The organism is Pandoraea sp. XY-2, from assembly GCF_004193915.1.
Classification (GTDB): domain Bacteria; phylum Pseudomonadota; class Gammaproteobacteria; order Burkholderiales; family Burkholderiaceae; genus Pandoraea; species Pandoraea cepalis.
Map to the genome: position 1 here is coordinate 1,680,595 of NZ_CP030849.1, position 16,080 is coordinate 1,696,674.

At 64.3% G+C, this 16,080-nt stretch carries 12 protein-coding genes and 2 pseudogenes; 7 read left to right on the top strand and 7 right to left on the bottom strand.

What is annotated here, in order from left to right; translation table 11 throughout:
• Positions 1-158: 158 nt before the first annotated feature.
• The gene (locus tag DRB87_RS07660) at positions 159-1,262 is read left to right on the top strand and encodes a linear amide C-N hydrolase (RefSeq protein WP_130027778.1); all 1,104 of its coding nucleotides are present in this window, start codon (positions 159-161) and stop codon (positions 1,260-1,262) included.
• Positions 1,263-1,389: 127 nt separating this feature from the next.
• Here the strand turns inward: DRB87_RS07660 and DRB87_RS07665 are convergent, their stop codons facing one another.
• From DRB87_RS07665 to DRB87_RS07695, 7 genes and pseudogenes are all read right to left on the bottom strand, one after another.
• Positions 1,390-2,418: a transketolase family protein gene (locus DRB87_RS07665; RefSeq protein ID WP_370363711.1), complete on the bottom strand. Its 1,029-nt coding sequence runs from the start codon at positions 2,416-2,418 to the stop codon at positions 1,390-1,392.
• Positions 2,415-3,187: pseudogene (locus tag DRB87_RS07670) on the bottom strand (transketolase). The gene DRB87_RS07665 and the pseudogene DRB87_RS07670 overlap by 4 nt, the downstream one beginning before the upstream one ends.
• 200 nt (positions 3,188-3,387) lie before the next feature.
• Entirely contained in the window at positions 3,388-5,184 is a 1,797-nt protein-coding gene (locus DRB87_RS07675; protein ID WP_240756222.1) for a TRAP transporter large permease subunit, read from the bottom strand.
• Between the two features lie 123 nt (positions 5,185-5,307).
• Positions 5,308-6,327: a TRAP transporter substrate-binding protein gene (locus tag DRB87_RS07680; protein WP_130025479.1), complete on the bottom strand. Its 1,020-nt coding sequence runs from the start codon at positions 6,325-6,327 to the stop codon at positions 5,308-5,310.
• Positions 6,328-6,382: 55 nt separating this feature from the next.
• A complete protein-coding gene (locus tag DRB87_RS07685) occupies positions 6,383-8,725 on the bottom strand; it encodes a molybdopterin-dependent oxidoreductase (RefSeq protein ID WP_130025480.1) in 2,343 nt (780 codons plus the stop codon).
• Entirely contained in the window at positions 8,722-9,576 is an 855-nt protein-coding gene (locus DRB87_RS07690; protein WP_130025481.1) for a PCC domain-containing protein, read from the bottom strand. Before DRB87_RS07690 ends, DRB87_RS07685 begins: the two co-directional genes overlap by 4 nt.
• A gap of 118 nt (positions 9,577-9,694) precedes the next feature.
• Complete coding sequence (locus DRB87_RS07695) at positions 9,695-10,588, bottom strand: IclR family transcriptional regulator (protein ID WP_130025482.1); 894 nt, start codon at positions 10,586-10,588, stop codon at positions 9,695-9,697.
• A 253-nt stretch (positions 10,589-10,841) separates the two neighbouring features.
• Here DRB87_RS07695 and DRB87_RS07700 point away from each other — a divergent pair, with 253 nt between their 5' ends.
• From DRB87_RS07700 to DRB87_RS07725, 6 genes and pseudogenes are all read left to right on the top strand, one after another.
• On the top strand, positions 10,842-11,663 hold the full coding sequence (locus DRB87_RS07700) for an SDR family NAD(P)-dependent oxidoreductase (protein WP_240756223.1): 822 nt from the start codon (positions 10,842-10,844) through the stop codon (positions 11,661-11,663).
• Positions 11,664-11,777: 114 nt separating this feature from the next.
• Positions 11,778-12,536 (top strand): SDR family NAD(P)-dependent oxidoreductase, encoded by a 759-nt coding sequence (locus tag DRB87_RS07705; protein ID WP_165385258.1) that lies wholly within the window; start codon positions 11,778-11,780, stop codon positions 12,534-12,536.
• A 34-nt stretch (positions 12,537-12,570) separates the two neighbouring features.
• On the top strand, positions 12,571-13,740 hold the full coding sequence (locus DRB87_RS07710) for an acetyl-CoA acetyltransferase (RefSeq protein WP_130025484.1): 1,170 nt from the start codon (positions 12,571-12,573) through the stop codon (positions 13,738-13,740).
• On the top strand, positions 13,737-15,359 hold the full coding sequence (locus DRB87_RS07715) for an acyl-CoA synthetase (RefSeq protein WP_130025485.1): 1,623 nt from the start codon (positions 13,737-13,739) through the stop codon (positions 15,357-15,359). The genes DRB87_RS07710 and DRB87_RS07715 overlap by 4 nt, the downstream gene beginning before the upstream one ends.
• A 95-nt stretch (positions 15,360-15,454) precedes the next feature.
• Positions 15,455-15,655: pseudogene (locus tag DRB87_RS07720) on the top strand (DUF4172 domain-containing protein); the annotation flags it as partial.
• Positions 15,656-15,660: 5 nt separating this feature from the next.
• Positions 15,661-16,077 (top strand): DUF2726 domain-containing protein, encoded by a 417-nt coding sequence (locus tag DRB87_RS07725; RefSeq protein ID WP_130025487.1) that lies wholly within the window; start codon positions 15,661-15,663, stop codon positions 16,075-16,077.
• Positions 16,078-16,080: the final 3 nt, after the last annotated feature.

Sequence of the window (16,080 nt, forward strand, 5' to 3'; positions counted from 1 at the left end):
GGTGACCGGCCCCAGGGGGGAAGTCGAAGCCTCGCCAGGCAGCATCGCTGGCGGGGCTTCGTTGTTCTCGATCGGGCGGGGGAGGGAGCGGATTCCATCGTTATACTGACGGTTCTTGCGCAACCGTCTCCCCAACGTGAGGTATCGCCATGGCCCGAATGTTCGCCAAGACCTTGCCGTGTCTCGTCGCCGCCGCAACGCTCGCCCTGTCTGCGCTGTCGGCACTGGCCTGTACCCGTGTGGTGTATCTCGGCGCGAACGACGACGTCATTACCGCGCGCTCGATGGACTGGAGGGTCGACGTCGCCACCAATCTCTATGTGTTGCCGCGCGGCATGACGCGCTCGGGCGAGGCGGGGCCCAACTCGCTTCGCTGGACGGCGAAGTACGGCAGCGTGGTGGCCACGGGCTACGACGTGTCGACGACCGACGGCGTCAACGAGAAGGGGCTGTCGGCCCAGTTGCTCTGGTTGGTGGAGTCGCAGTATCCGACGTTCGACAAGGGGTCGAAGCCGGGGCTGACGATCGCGGCCTGGGCGCAGTACGTGCTGGATAACTTCGCGACGGTCGCACAAGCCGTGGCGGCGCTGGAGAAGACGCCGTTCACGATCGTGACGGACAACGTGCCCGGCGAGGATCGGATCGCGACGCTGCATCTGTCGATGTCCGACAAGTCGGGCGACAGTGCGATCGTCGAGTACATCAACGGCCGGCAGGTGATTCACCACGGCCGCCAGTATCAGGTGATGACCAATTCGCCGACGTTTGACGAGCAGCTTGCGTTGAACAGTTACTGGAAGCAGATTGGCGGAACGACGTTCCTTCCGGGGACGAATCGCTCGTCGGATCGCTTTGCGCGAGCGTCGTTCTACATCAATGCGATTCCGAAGACCGAATCGCCGGTCGAGGCGTTGGCGAGCGTGTTCAGTGTCATTCGCAATGCGTCGGTGCCGTTCGGCATCACGACGCCGGGCGAGCCGAATATTTCGTCGACGCGTTGGCGCACGGTCGTCGATCACAAGCGCATGCTTTACTTCTTTGAATCGGCGCTCACGCCCAACACGTTTTGGGTGGATCTGAACAAGGTCGATTTCGCGGCCGGGGCGCCCGTGAAGCGGCTCGATCTCGGCAAGGATCAGCGCAATACCTTCAGCGGTGAGGTCTCGGCCGATTTCAAGGTGGCGCCGCCGTTTCCGTTTCTGGGATTGCGCGACGTTCCCGTGCCTGCGTCGAAAGACCGGTCAGGAAGCACCGGCCTGTGAACGGCACGTGGCAGCCCTGACGCCGTCAACCGTCCCCGATAGCAGACATGCCCGGCATGCGCCGGGCATGTAAAGCGGGTGGCGCATCCGTCATCGCGCTTGCCGGCCCCGCCTCATTTCGCCCGCGTCACGCTAACCAATGCTTGATCGATGCGATGATCGCTTTGCGCGAAATGCCATAGCGATCCTGCAGCACCGGGAGGGAGCCCGCGTCCAGGAACTGGTCAGGCAGACCGATGTGGCGAAAGCGCGTCGATACCTCGGCGCGCATGAGCGCACTTGCTACCGCTTCGCCCAGACCACCGACCACCGTGTGGTTCTCCGCAACGACCACCAGACGCCCGCCGCGCGCGGCTTCGCGCACGATGGTTGCCTCATCGAGCGGCTTGATCGTTGGCACGTGCAGCACCGCCACGTCAACGCGATCCGACGCCAGTGCCTTGGCGGCGTCGAGGGCGCGCATGGTCATGAAGCCGGTCGAGATGATCAGGACATCGTTGCCATCGCGTATCGGCTTGGCCTTGCCGAGTTCGAATTTGTAGTCGTACTCGTCGAGCACCAGCGGAACGTTGCCGCGCAACACACGCATATACACCGGACCGGGGTGGTCGGCGATGGCCGGCACGATTTGCTCGATGTCCAGGGCGTCGCACGGATCGATCACGGTCAGGTTGGGCATCGCGCGAAAGATCGCAATGTCATCCGTGGCCTGGTGGCTGGGGCCGTAGCCCGTGGTCAGGCCTGGCAGGCCGCCAATGATTTTAACGTTGGCATCCTGCTCGGCGATGCCCTGCGAGATGAAGTCGTAGCATCGGCGCGCGGCGAACGTCGCGTAGGTCGACGCGAAGGGAATGAAGCCCTCCTTGGCCAGTCCGCCCGCGGCGGTCGCCATCAACTGCTCGGCCATGCCCATCTGGTAGAACCGCTCCGGATAGGCCTGCGCGAAGATGTGCATGTCCGTGTATTTCGCGAGATCGGCACTCATGCCGACAATCTCGGGACGCGCATCGGCCAGCGTCACGAGCGCCTTGCCGAACGGAGTGGCGCGTGTGCGGTGTCCCTCATCGACCGACGACGCGATGATGGCGGGCGTGGCGGGCATGGCGTTCCGACTGGTTTGGGTTGTCGTCGGTTGATCGGCTACGGACGTGTTCATGCGGCGCTCCCTTGCGCGTTGAGCGCGCTGAATGCTCGTTGCCACTCGGGCGGGTCGAGGCGGATGAAGTGATTCTTTTCGCGGGCTTCCAGGAAATCGACGCCTTTGCCCATCTTGGTGTCGCAGATGATGATGCGCGGCACGGGCTGGTCGTGCGACCGGGCATTGTCGAAGGCTTGCAGCACGGCGGCCAGGTCGTTGCCATTCACGCGTTGTGTGTAGAAGCCGAACGCCTCGAACTTCTGCACCAGCGGCTCGGTCGGCATGATGAGCGTTGACGGGCCGTCGGCTTGCACGCCGTTGACGTCGACGACGGCAATGATGTTGTCGAGCTTGAACGCCGAGGCCGATGTGGCGGCTTCCCAGGTCGGTCCTTCGGCAAGCTCGCCATCACCCATCAGCGTGTAGACGAACGACGTCGACTGTTTGCGTTTGAGGCCAAGTCCCATGCCGACGGCCATCGGCAGGCCAAGACCGATCGAGCCGCCCGACATTTCCGCGCCCGGCGTGTACGACATCATGCCCGACATCGGCAGTCGGCTGTCGTCGCAACCATAGGTGACGAGTTCCTCCCTCGGGAAGTAGCCGGCCTCGGCGAGCACGGCGTAATGCGCGATGGCGTAGTGGCCGACTGACAGCAGGAAGCGATCGCGTGCCTCCCATTCCGGCTCGTGCGGCCGCACGTTCATCGCATGCAAATAGGCGACGGCCAGCACGTCGGCGATCCCAAGGCTTGCGCGACATAGCCCTGGCCCTGAACCTCGGCCATGGTGATGGCGTTGTGGCGGATGCGATGCGCGCGCTGCGCAAGCGTACTCAGGGTATCGGTGGGGGGGATGCAACGCTGCTCATAAAGTCTCCTGTGCAAAGTGGACGTATTCCGGCGCGCGTCGGGCCACGCGCTGCATGGCAGCGCGCGCTGCGTTGGCCGATCGTTGGCCGATCCGGATTTCGGGGAAGTGGGGAAAATCAGGTCAGGAAGCCCGTCGAGAGCCAGGGCACGGCGGCGACCAACACCAGGCCGACGGCGAGCGCGACGATATAGCCGACGATGGGCCGCATGCCCTCGTCGGGATGAACCTTGCTGATGACGCAGGCGGAGTAGTAGCCGACGCCGAACGGCGGCGCGAACAGGCCGATGCCCATGGAGAGCACGACCACCATCGCATAGTGCACTTCGTTGATGCCCACGCTCTGCGCGACCGGGAACAGCAGCGGGCCGAACAACACGATGGCGGGAATACCCTCCAGTACGCTGCCCAGAACGATGAACGCCAGGATGGAGATCGCCATGAAGCCGACCGGACCGCCCGGAACGTCGCGCATCGCTGCGGCGAGCATCGTCGAGAAGCCTGACTGCGTGAGCGACCACGCCATGCCGGTCGCCGCACCGATAATCAAGAGGATCGCTCCCGTCAGCGAGGCCGTCTCGACCAGCATCGGATAGACCCGCTTGGGATCGAAGCGGCGATAGATCAGTATCCCAATCGCGGCCGAATAGACGATGCCGATGGTCGACACTTCCGTCGCCGTGGCAATCCCCTCGATCACCGCGACACGGATCACGAAAGGCAGCGCGAGCGCGGGCAGCGCGATGGCGAAACTCTTCGCGATCTCCCGGCCTGAGGCGCGCGCGCCGCTGCCCACCTTCTCGTTGCGATAGCGCCACCACACCAGTGTGCACAGCGTGACGCCGAGGATCGCGCCGGGCAGCAGGCCGCCGGTGAACAGGGCCGCAATCGATACGCCGGTCACCGAGCCGATGGTGATCAGCACGAGACTCGGTGGAATCGTCTCGGTTTGCGCGCCGGTGGCGGCGAGCAGCGCGACGAGGTCGCCGGGTTTGGCGCCTCGGCGTTGCATCTCCGGGAACAACACCGGCGCGACCGCGGCCATGTCGGCTGCCTTCGAACCGGAGATGCCGGAGACGAGGTACATCGCGCCGATCAGCACATACTGCAGGCCGCCGCGCACGTGGCCGAGCAGACTGCCGAGGAACGCCACCATCGAGCGCGCCATGCCCGTCATCTCCATGAGCAGGCCGAGGAACACGAACAGCGGCACCGCGAGCAGGATCAAGTGGCTCATGCCTTCGTCCATCCGACCCGCCAGAATCACGACCGGCGTGGTCGTGCCGAGCGACAGGTAGCCGAAGGTGGCGAGCGCGAACGAGAAGGCGATCGGCACGCCGGTGAGCACCATCAGCGCAACGAAGCCGACGAAGAAGATCAGCAGGTTCAGGTTGCCAAGCCCACGCAGCACGGGTTGCGCGAGCAGCAGCGCGCCGACGATCGCGCCGATCGTTACCGCGGCAGTGACGACCATGCGCAAGTTGCCGTGACGGGCCAGCCGCAGCAACGCGGTCAGCACCATCAGCGCGCAGCCCACCGGAATCGCGGCGGCCCGCCACGAGTCGGCAATTTCGAGCGCCGGCGTCGTGATGAAGGCCTGATCTGCCGCGAAGTCGTAAGCGCTCGGCATGAACAGCAGCAGGAACGCGAGCGGCGTGGCGATCGCCAGCACGTCGAGGAACGCGCGCCGGCCGGCGTTCATGCGCCCGACCAGGGCGGTCATGCGCATGTGTTCGCCGCGCTGCAAGGCAATCACGGAGCCGAGCATCGCCAGCCAGATGAACAGGATCGAGGCCAGCTCATCCGACCATACCAGCGGGCTGTGGAATACGGCGCGGCTGACGACCCCGGCGAACAGCGTGACGATCTCGGCCAGCACGAGCAGTGCGGCCGGCAGCTCGACACACTTCGCCAAGGTGGATTGCAGCGCGGCGATCAGCCCCCCTGGGCAGGGGCTGCCGGCAGTATGCCTTTGTTCATGCGAGTCTCCAGCCTGGCGCGGTTCATACGCTGTCTCCTTCGAAAGGCCTGTGGGGGCTCAGAGCGTGCGGCCCGCACTCTTTTGCAGCAGTGCCCAGGCCTGCTCGCCGAACTTGCCCTGCCATTCCTTGTAGAAGCCGGCGGTCTGGAGCTTGTTCTGGAAGGCCGCGGCGTCGACCGAGTTGAAGGCAATGCCTTTCGCGGTGAGGTCCTTTTCGAGGGAGTCGTTGAGCGCGGCGACATCGGTGCGCTGCTTGAGCGCGGCGGCCGTGATCTGGTCTTCGATCACCTTGCGGACTTCCGCCGGCAGCTTGCCCCACGACGCGCGGTTCGACAGGAACCAGAAGCCGTCCCACATGTGGTTGGTCTTTGCCACGTACTTCTGCACTTCGTAGAGCTTGGCCGAATTGATCGTGACCAGCGGGTTTTCCTGTCCGTCGGCGATCTTCGTCTGCAGCGCCGAATAGACTTCCGCGAAGTTGATGGTGAGCGGTGCCGCGCCGAAGCCCTGGAACATCGAGGTCCACATCGGCGACGGGGGGACGCGAATCTTGAAACTCTTCAGGTCGTCGGGCGTCTTGATCAATCGCGTCGACGAACTGATCTGACGGAAGCCGTTGTCGAAGATTCGCGGGAACGGGTGCAGACCACCGCGCTCGATCTGCGCGCGCACATAGTCGCCCAGCTCGCCATCCATCGCGCTCCACACATGGTCGTAGCCCTTGAACGCGAAGCCCACGCCACTGATCGCGGCCTTGGGCACGAGCGTCGAGAGGATCATCGGCGACAGCGTGAAGAAGTCGAGCGCGCCGGCGCGCAACTGCGACAGCATGTCGGTGTCGCCGCCGAGCTGGTTGTTCGGGAACACGCGCAGGTCGACCTTGCCGCCCGTCTCCTTGCGGATGGCCTCGGCAGCCTCAGTGATGCGTACCGTCAGCGGGTGGGTGATCGGCGCGTTGTTGGCGTATTTCAGCGTGAAGTCGGCCGCGTAGACGCGCGTGTGCTTGAGGATCGCCGGGGCCGCGATCGCCGTACCCAGGGAAAGCTTCAGCATCGAACGGCGGGAAAGGCTCTGCATGATGTGTCTCCTGAAGATTGCTTTTTTGGATTTGGGTGCCTGATGCGACCGGGCGCTAGTGGCGCTCGGTCGGTGCGGCGGTTGCGGCAGTGATTTCGGTCGGGATTTCCGTCGTGAAGCGGGGTAAGTCGAAGGCACTCACCGGCGGCGGGTTCGTGACCGGCGCACTGACCTCGACCAGGCATGACTGCGCGGCGCAGCCCTGCGACAGGCCCGAGGCCGGCAAGTCGGCCGTCAAGACGTTGGGATTGCCATGCTTGTCGCGCCCGGTGTCCGGTTCCGGGTCGTACCAGGCGCCGGTGGACATCCGCACCACGCCGGGCAGAATGCGATCGGTGATGCGCACGCCCGCGAGGCAGCGACCACGCGCGTTGAACACCTCGACGATGTCGCCGTCGTGGATGCCGCGTGCGGCGGCGTCGCGCGGGTGAAGGTAGAGCGGCTCGCGGCCCCTGACTTTGTTGGCGGCGCTGTAAGGGCTGCCGTCGAGCTGGCTGTGGAGTTTATGGCGTGGCTGGTCCGAGAGCAGGTGCAGCGGATAGGTCGTCGCGAGCGGTGCGCCGAGCCATTCGGCGGGCGGCAGCCAACACGCGTGGCCCGGACAGTCAGGAATATCGAACGAGGCGATCGCGTGCGAATACAGCTCGATGCGTCCTGACGGCGTATTCAGCGGCGCAGCGGCGGGATCGGCGCGAAACGCCTCGAGCATCACCACCGGCCGCGCGCGTGAATGGAGATCGACCATACCCACGTCGCGGAAGGTGTCGAAGTCCGGTAACACGATGTCGGCGCGCGCATAGCGCTTGCGCGTCTCCTCGTACATGTGCCTTAGCCACTGGTCGGCGTCGCGGCCCTCGGTAAATTCCGCGAAGACGCCGAGTCGTTGCGCGAGACCCGCGAAGACGGTGAAGTCATCGCGCGATTCGCCGACCGGCTCGTCGATCTTCGCCATCCACATCAGGATCGCTTCCTGTGACGCGTAGCCGAGGTCGTCGCGCTCCAACGACGTGGAAATCGGCAGCACGATGTCGGCGTATCGCGCGGTTGCCGTCCACGATTGCTCGTGGACGACGATCGTGTCGGGCTTCCGCCAGGCGCGCAGCAGGCGGTTGATGTCCTGGTGGTGGTGGAATGGATTGCCCCCGGCCCAGTAGACCAGGTGCGTGTCGGGATAGCGATAGCGCTCGCCGTTGTAGTCGAACGGCTCGCCGGGTTTGAGCAGCATGTCGGCGATGCGCGCCACGGGAATGAACTCGCTGACCGGATTGCGGCCTTGCGGCAGCGTGGGTCCGCCGAGTTTGTCGTGCGGCGTGCCCAAGGTGTTCACGCAGCCGTAGCCGACGCCGAAGCCGCCGCCGGGCAGGCCGATCTGGCCGAGCATCGCCGCGAGGGTGACGACCATCCAGAACGGTTGCTCGCCGTGATGCGCGCGCTGCAACGACCATGCGACGTTGAGCATCGTGCGGCTCGCGTGCATGCGGCGCGCAAGCGCGGTGATCGTGTCGGCTGATACGCCGGTGATCGGTTCCGCCCACGCGGGCGTCTTCGGAATGCCGTCGACATGTCCGAGCAGATACTGCTCGAATTCGTCGTATCCCGTGCAGTGCGAGGCGAGGAACGCGGGGCTGTGCAGGTTTTCGTGACGCAGCACCCAGGCGAGGGCAAGCATCAAGGCGGTATCGGTACCGGGGCGCGATGCGACCCATTCGACCTCGCCGCCGGTGTCGAGATTGTCCGAGACCGGGCCGACGTTGACGAACTTGACGCCGGCGTCGTGCATCGCGCGCAGTCCACCAGGAACGCGATGTCGCCCGACGCCGCCCGGTGCCGACTGGGCATTCTTCTGTGGCACGCCGCCGAAGGTCACGAAGAGTTCCGTGTGTTCGGCGAGCACGTCCCACGAATGGTGATAGCCGATCAACTCGTTCATGTCGTCGACGACATGCGGCATGATCACGTGGGCTGCGCCGAGGCTGTATGAATCCCGATGGCGGACGTAACCACCGACACAGTTCAGGAAACGATGCACCTGGCTCTGGGCGTGGTGGAACCGGCCCGCGCTCGCCCAGCCATAAGATCCGCCGAAAATCGCCGTGTTGCCGTAGGTCTCGCGAACCCGCGCAAGTTCCTTCGCGACGAGATCGAGCGCGACGTCCCATGACACTTCGACGAAGGGCTCCTTGCCGCGCAGATGCGTGGCGCTTCCCGGTCCATTCTCGAGCCAGCCGCGCCGCACCGACGGACGGCGAACGCGCAGGGCGCGCAGCGAAGCGGCGGTCTGGTAAGTGCCGATCGGCGATGGGTCGCCGTCTTTCGCATACGGGCGCAGACAGGTCTTGCCCGTGTCGTCGACGCCGGCCTCGTAGACGCCCCAGTGCGAGAGCGTGTATCGCGTCATGCCGCAGTCCCGACGGCGAGGGACTCCTCCAGGAACAGTTCGAAGCAGATCAGCACCGGATTGTCGCCGCGTACCACGCGACCCTGGTGAATGTTGCCGCGCGGGTCGATCAGTGCGATATCGAGCGTTGCGCGCGGACCGTTTGCGGCCTCGGCAACGACACCGTCGAGCACGAAGATCTCGGTGGCGATGTCGTCGACCGGCGCGGCGTTCTCGAAGCGCGCGCCGACGATGCTGCCGACACTGCCGCGAATCGTTGCCGCGCGCAGACCGTGTTCGCGGCAAACCTGTTCAATGCTCTGCACCAGATCCTCGTTGGGGCGAATGCGCGCGACCACGCATCGGCGGCCGGTAGACGCCGGCACTGGCTTGTGCGCGGCCTCGATGGGCACCGGACGAAACAGCGTGAAATTGGTTTCGTCATCGAAGTCCGCGCGCATCTCGGCGTTGGCGATGCCCCACGCGCGCGCCTCGGTGTCCTGCGCGACGATCACCTGGTCGGAGAAGATATGCCCCCCCTGCCAATGACCGTCGGCAGCGCGCCACATGGCATGGCAGTGGATGAACGGCCCGCCGTCGCGGCGACCGACCGTCGCGCAGGCCAGCTCGATCGTGACGGGTTCGTCGATGCGGTGCTGCTCGCTATAGAACGCCACGTGCTCGTCGTCGGGCGACGCCGCTGGGCGGACATAGCGCATCGAGTGCACTCGCAGGCCTTCGATACGCACGGTCGCTGCGGCCATGCCGGCGGCTTCAAGCGGGCCGAGAATGGCATCGCGCAAGCTTTGGCCGCCGGCCAGGGCGAAGGTGAGCGACAGGGCGTCGCCGACGATGGATTCGATCCGCTGCACAGCCGGGGGCCGGGCTGCTTCAAATGACGTTGGGAGGGCAGATTCAAGGTGTCTCCAGGCGTTTGGTTGGCGCGTGCGAGGGGGCTCGTTGTCGTCGCCGTCTGGCGACGGACCTGACTTACTTCGCGCGGCGACCGGCGCGAACTGCCGTCACCGATGCATCGGCGGGGCGGGCGTCTGATCGTTGTTTCAAGCGCGTCTCGATATTGCGTACCTCGGACTGCAGCATGCGAACCAGCTTTTGCTGACGGTCCTCGCCCATGCGGCTCTCGATCGCGCCGATCGAGAGTGCGCCGGCCGGGGTGCCCGATTCGTCGTGGAACACGATGCCCAGGCCCCATGAGCCGGGGTGAACCAAGCCGCGATGCATCGAGTAGCCTCGTTCGCGCGTCTCGCGCACCAGCGCCCACAGCCCCTCGGGCGTGATCGACGGGTAATGTTCGCGATAACTCGCCGCGTTCGCGCGCAGCGTTTGCTCGACCTCGTCGTCGTCCAGTGCCGCCAATAGCGCGATGGCGCCGGCACCCACGCCGAGCGGGTGGCAGTCCCCGATCGTCAGCACCTGCGCGCGCACCGGATACGCACCCTCCTCACGGTGGATACAAACGGCGTAATCGCCACGGCGCACGGTCAGAAAGGCGGTGTCCTCCGACTGATGCGCGAGCCGCACCACGCTGCCCACGGCGATGCGATGCGCGCCGAAGCGCTCGGCCGCCAGCGTGCCCAGCACGTAGCTTTCAATGCCGAGGTGATAGCGCTTGCTCTGCGGATCCTGCTCGATCAGACGGGCTCGCGTGAGCGCGCCGAGCAGGCGGTGTACCGTGGGCTGCTTCAGGCCGCTTTGTGCGACCAGTTCACGCAACGGCATGCCGACCCGGCTCTGCGCCGACACAAGACTGAGCAACGCCATCGCGCGGTCGATGCTTTGCGAGCCATCTCGTTCGATCGGCACCACGGCGGCGGTCGTGTCTTCGCCTTGCAACCGCTTGTTATCGGCGGACGATTGAATCATTTATTAAACTCCACATTGTGGACTATTGATTCTGAATTCGATGTGTGAATTAACACTTGCTTAATTCACATTGTGGACGGCTAATGTGTGTAACCCTGCGAAAATTATAGGGATTAGCGCTCCGTTATGAATCGTGGTTAACGAGCACTATCCACAAATGCGGGTAATCTCCTATTCTTCGTTCAACGTATTCCGTTTTATTTGCAGTCCACATTATGGATTTAAATAAATTAACGAGATCGCGAGGTGGTGTGTGAACGAATCCATGAACGCCACGGCGTCGATGCAAGGCAAGACGGTGATTGTGTTCGGCGCGGGCTGCCGAGGCGATGGCTGGAACAATGGCAAAGCGGCCGCGCTCGCCTATGCGCGTGCTGGCGCAAGTGTGTGTTGCGTCGATCTCGACGGCGATCTGGCCGACGGCACGGCCGATGCAATCAAGCAAGCGGGGGGCACGGCGCTCGCCGTGCGTGCCGATGTCACGGACGCCGCGTCGGTGGCACAAGCGGTTGCCGAGACGCTGTCGCGCCTGGGGCGCATCGACGTACTGCACAACAACGTGGGCGTGACGCACATGGGCGGCCCGGTCGAGCTGGACGAAGCGACCTGGCATCTCGCCATCGAATTGAATCTCGGCTCGGTCTATCGCACGGCCAAGGCCGTCTTGCCGCATATGATCGAGCGCGGCAGCGGCGTGATCATCAACATCTCGTCGCTGGCAGCGCTGGGGTGGACCGGCTATCCCTATTTCGCTTACTCGGCCTCGAAGGCGGCCGTGAATCAGGCCACCGTCAGCATGGCGATGCAGTACGCACGCCATGGCATTCGGGCCAATTGCGTGCTTCCCGGCGCGATTCACACCCCGTTGATCTACACGCAGATCGCGTCGCAGTACAGCAGCGTGGAAGCCATGATCGAGGCACGCAACAAGATGGTACCCATGGGCCGCATGGGCGACCCGTGGGACGTGGCCAACGCGGCCGTCTTTCTCGCTTCGGAGCAAGCTCGATTTATCACGGGCGTGTGTTTGCCCGTCGATGGCGGGCAGAGCTGCTCGATGGTTCCGCTCACGTAACGCACACCGTGGGCGATGCGTGACGTCGCGCGAATGCCCATCATCGATTCCGCAATTTCATCGACCCGTGCGGCGTTCAGCGCGGGCATCTCGAATTCGACACAGGAGCTACACATGCAAGCAGAGTCACGGGTCGCGGTGATCACGGGCGGCGCGGGCGGCATCGGCGCGGCGATCGCCGAACGGCTGGCCGACGATGGGTTCATGGTGATCGTCAGCGATCTGGAACTGGAGGCCGCGCAGGCCGTGGCGTCGGCGATCATGGCGCGCGGACGTCGCGCAGATGCCATGACGCTCGATGTGGGTAGCGACGATTCGATCGAACAGTTCTTCGCCGCGCTCGACGACCGACATGGCCGGTGCGACGTGCTTGTCAACAACGCCGGTATCGCGAGCCTCAAGCCATTCATCGATTTCCCGCTCGACACGTTCCGCCGCATCATGGAGATCAACGTGACCGGCCCGTTGGCGCTCGCGCAGCACGCGGCGCGCCGCATGCGCGCGCGCCAGTGGGGTCGGATCGTCAACATCGCGTCGACGAGCGGCATCCGCGCCGGTGCCGGGCGCACCGGCTACGGCACGTCGAAGACCGCGATGATGGGGCTCACGCGACAGATCGCGATCGAGCTTGCCCAGTCGGGGATCACGGCGAATGCAATCGCGCCGGGGCCGGTCGAGACGCCGCTCACCCGGCATCACTCGGCGCAGGCGCGCGAGACCTATCTGCGCCAAGTGCCGATGAAGCGCTACGGCCAGCCGAGCGAGATTGCCGCGGCAGTCGCGTTCTTCGCGTCGGAGGGGGCGAGTTTCGTGACCGGCCAGACGCTCGCGGTCGATGGCGGCTTCGTTGCCGCGGGCATCCTCGACGAATGACGCTGGCCTGCACCGAGCTTAAGGAAGAGACAAGATGAATACGCAACCCATGCTGGTTGGTTGGGCGCACTCGCGCTTCGGCAAGCTTGATGCGCCTGACGTGGAAACGCTGATGCGGGACGTGATTGGCGACGCGTTGGCGCACGCGGGCGTCGTGGCCGAAGACATCGACGCGGTGATGGTCGGGGTCTACAACAACGGCCTCACGCCGCAGGGCTTCGAGGGCGCTCTCGCTTCGCTTGCGCAACCGGGCCTGCGCTTCGCACCTGCGATGCATGTGGAGAACGCCTGCGCGACAGGATCTGCAGCGCTTCATGCGGCGATGGATTTCATTGCGGCAGGGCGTGGCAAGCTCGCGTTGGTGATCGGGGCCGAGAAGATGACCGCCGTGCCGGGGCGGGCCATTCCCGACATCCTGATGAGCGGGTGTTATCGTCGCGAGGAAAGCAACCCCGACGGTTTCGCCGGCATTTTCGGACGGATCGCGCAGACATACTTCGAGCGCCATGGCGACCACAGCGACGCGTTGGCGATGATCGCGGCCAAGAACCATGCGAACGGCGTGCGCAATCCCTATGCGCACTTGCGCAAGGATCTGGGTTTCACGTTTTGCAATACGCCGTCGGAACAGAATCCGTTCGTCGCCGGCCCGCTGCGCCGCACCGATTGCTCGCTCGTCTCCGATGGCGCCGCAGCGATGGTGATCGCCGCGCCCGAGGTCGCGATGACGATGCACCGTGCCATTCGATTTCGCGCACGCGTGCAGGTCAACGATTTCCTGCCGCTCGCGAAGCGCGATCCGATCGCGTTCGAAGGCGCGCGTCGCGCGTGGGGCACGGCGCTCGGCAGCTCAGGGGTGACGCTGGGGGATCTGAGTCTTGTCGAGACGCACGACTGCTTCACGATCGCCGAGATGATCGAGTACGAGGCGATGGGGCTTGCCGAGCCCGGTGAGGGTTGGCGGGTGATCGAGGAGGGGGTGACGTTGCGCGACGGGCGCTTGCCGGTCAACCCGTCGGGCGGGCTCAAGTCGCGCGGCCACCCGTTGGGTGCGACGGGGGTCTCGCAACATGTGATGGCGGCGATGCAGCTCACGGGGGAGGCGGGCGACATGCAGATCGCTGACGCCACGCTCGCGGGCGTCTTCAACATGGGGGGCGCCGCAGTGGCCAACTACGTCTCGATCATGGAGCGCGCCAAATGAGCTTCATCCACATGACGCCGAGCTCGGCACGAGTGATGAATCTTGCGTATTTCGCGACGCGCAACGCGCGTCGTTTTCCGAATCATTCGGCGATCGTTTTCGGCGAACAGCAATGGACGTGGCAAGCGTTCGACGCACGCGTTTCGGCGCTCGCGGCGGGCTTGCGCGCGGTCGGTGTGGGCGCCGGCGATACCGTGCTTGCCCACTCGCGCAACAGCAACGAGATGATCGAGGCGATGCTCGCCGTGTTTCGTCTGGGCGCGGTATGGGTGCCGACCAACTTCCGGCTCGCGCCGGGCGAGGTGGTCACCATGGCACGCGTGGCGGAACCGACGGTATTTCTGTGCCAGACGGATTACCCGGAACATGCTGCGGCGGTTGTCGCAGAGCGTCCGGGCTGCAACATCGTCTGGTTCACTGGTGAGAATGCGGCACCGGACGAATCGCCGCACGTGAGTGCGCTGATCGATCGCCACCTGTCGGCCCCGATGGCCAACGCGGTGGTCGAGCGCGACACGCCGTGCTGGCTGTTTTTTACGTCGGGCACCACCGGGAGTCCAAAGGGGGCGGTGCTCACGCACGGACAACTGGCGTTCGTCATCAACAACCACCTGTGTGATCTCATGCCCGGCCTGACGCACGAGGATGGCTCGCTGGTGGTCGCGCCGATTTCGCACGGCGCGGGCATGCATCAGCTCAACGTGATGGCGCGTGGCGGCACGACGGTGATGATGCCGGCCCAGAAGCTCGATCCGGCGCAAGCGTTCGCGCTGATCGAGCGGTATCGGTTGACCAATATGTTCACGGTGCCGACCATTCTCAAGATGTTGGTCGAGCACCCGGCTGTCGACGCGTACGACCACGCGAGTCTGCGCTACGTGATCTACGCGGGCGCGTCGATGTACGAGCAGGATCAGAAGCGCGCGCTGGCCAAGCTCGGACCTGTGCTGGTGCAGTATTACGGCCTGGGGGAAGTCACCGGCAACATTACCGTGTTGCCGACGCACGACCACAACGACGAGACCATCGCGTTGCGACCGCGGACGTGTGGGGTCGAGCGCAGCGGCATGCAAGTGACGATTCAGGACGATGCGGGCAACGAACTTGGGCCGGGCGAGACGGGAGAGGTCTGCGTCATCGGTCCGGCGGTTTTCGCTGGCTATTACCGCAACCCCGAAGCCAATGCCAAGTCGTTCCGCGATGGCTGGTTTCGCACGGGCGACATCGGGCATATGGATGAGAACGGTTATGTGTATCTGACCGGTCGGGCGTCGGATATGTATATCTCGGGCGGCTCCAATGTGTATCCGCGCGAGATCGAGGAATTGATACTGACCCACGGTGCGATCAACGAGGTCGCGGTGGTCGGCGTGCCGGATGCGCAGTGGGGCGAGGTCGGTGTGGCCGTCTGCGTTTTGCATGCCGGGGAGCGTCTGGACGAATCGGCGCTGCAGGATTGGCTCAAGACCCGTATCGCCAAGTACAAGGTTCCCAAGCGAATGGTCTTTTGGGACGCGCTGCCGAAGTCGGGCTACGGCAAGGTGCCGAAGCGGCTGGTGCTCGACGAGTTGAAGCGGCGCGATGAGGCCTCTCAGGAGGTGGAGATGCGGTCGGATTGAGGGGATGGGGCGGGGCGGTGAATGGGCCGCACTATCACCGCATTATATGCGGCGAATAGCTTGCGTTTGCGGAGAATGCGGCCCATAACCTCCGCATGAAAAGCGGCGATTACACTTATATCTGGCAGGCCGACGACGGGCCAAGTTGGCGCTACGATCTGGCTAGCATGGCCCCGTCGTTGGCCGACGTCAGCCGCGCCCAGGGTCTGTTGATGGGACGCCTGGCCGATGTCGGAATGACGTTGCGCGATCAGGCCAGTCTGTCGGCACTGACGGAGTATGTCATCAACACCAGCGAGAAATTGATGCGTCCGCGTACTACGCAGTAAAGCCGTTAACCGCGACAGAACAAGCATTTTTTCGACGCATCGAAAGTAGTTTGCCCGGCCACGTGATCCTGGCTCAGGTGGACATCAAGCGGATCGTGAGAACAAAGCGAAACAAGAGCCACCAGCATTTCAATCGAGTGGCACAGCTTTCACTGGACTACGTGATATGTCGTCGTGATTTTTCCGTGGTTGCGGCTATCGAGCTAGACGATCCATCGCATGACCGACAACGACAGAAAACGCGCGATGAGGAAAAGGATGCGGTGATGAAGGCCACCGGCGTGCGTCTCATCCGGTTTGACGTCAGACGCTATCCGTCCGAATTTGAAGTTCGCAAGCAAGTGCTTGGCCAAAACGAAAATGAGAAATGTCAGTCGGTGGCGGCTTAGAAA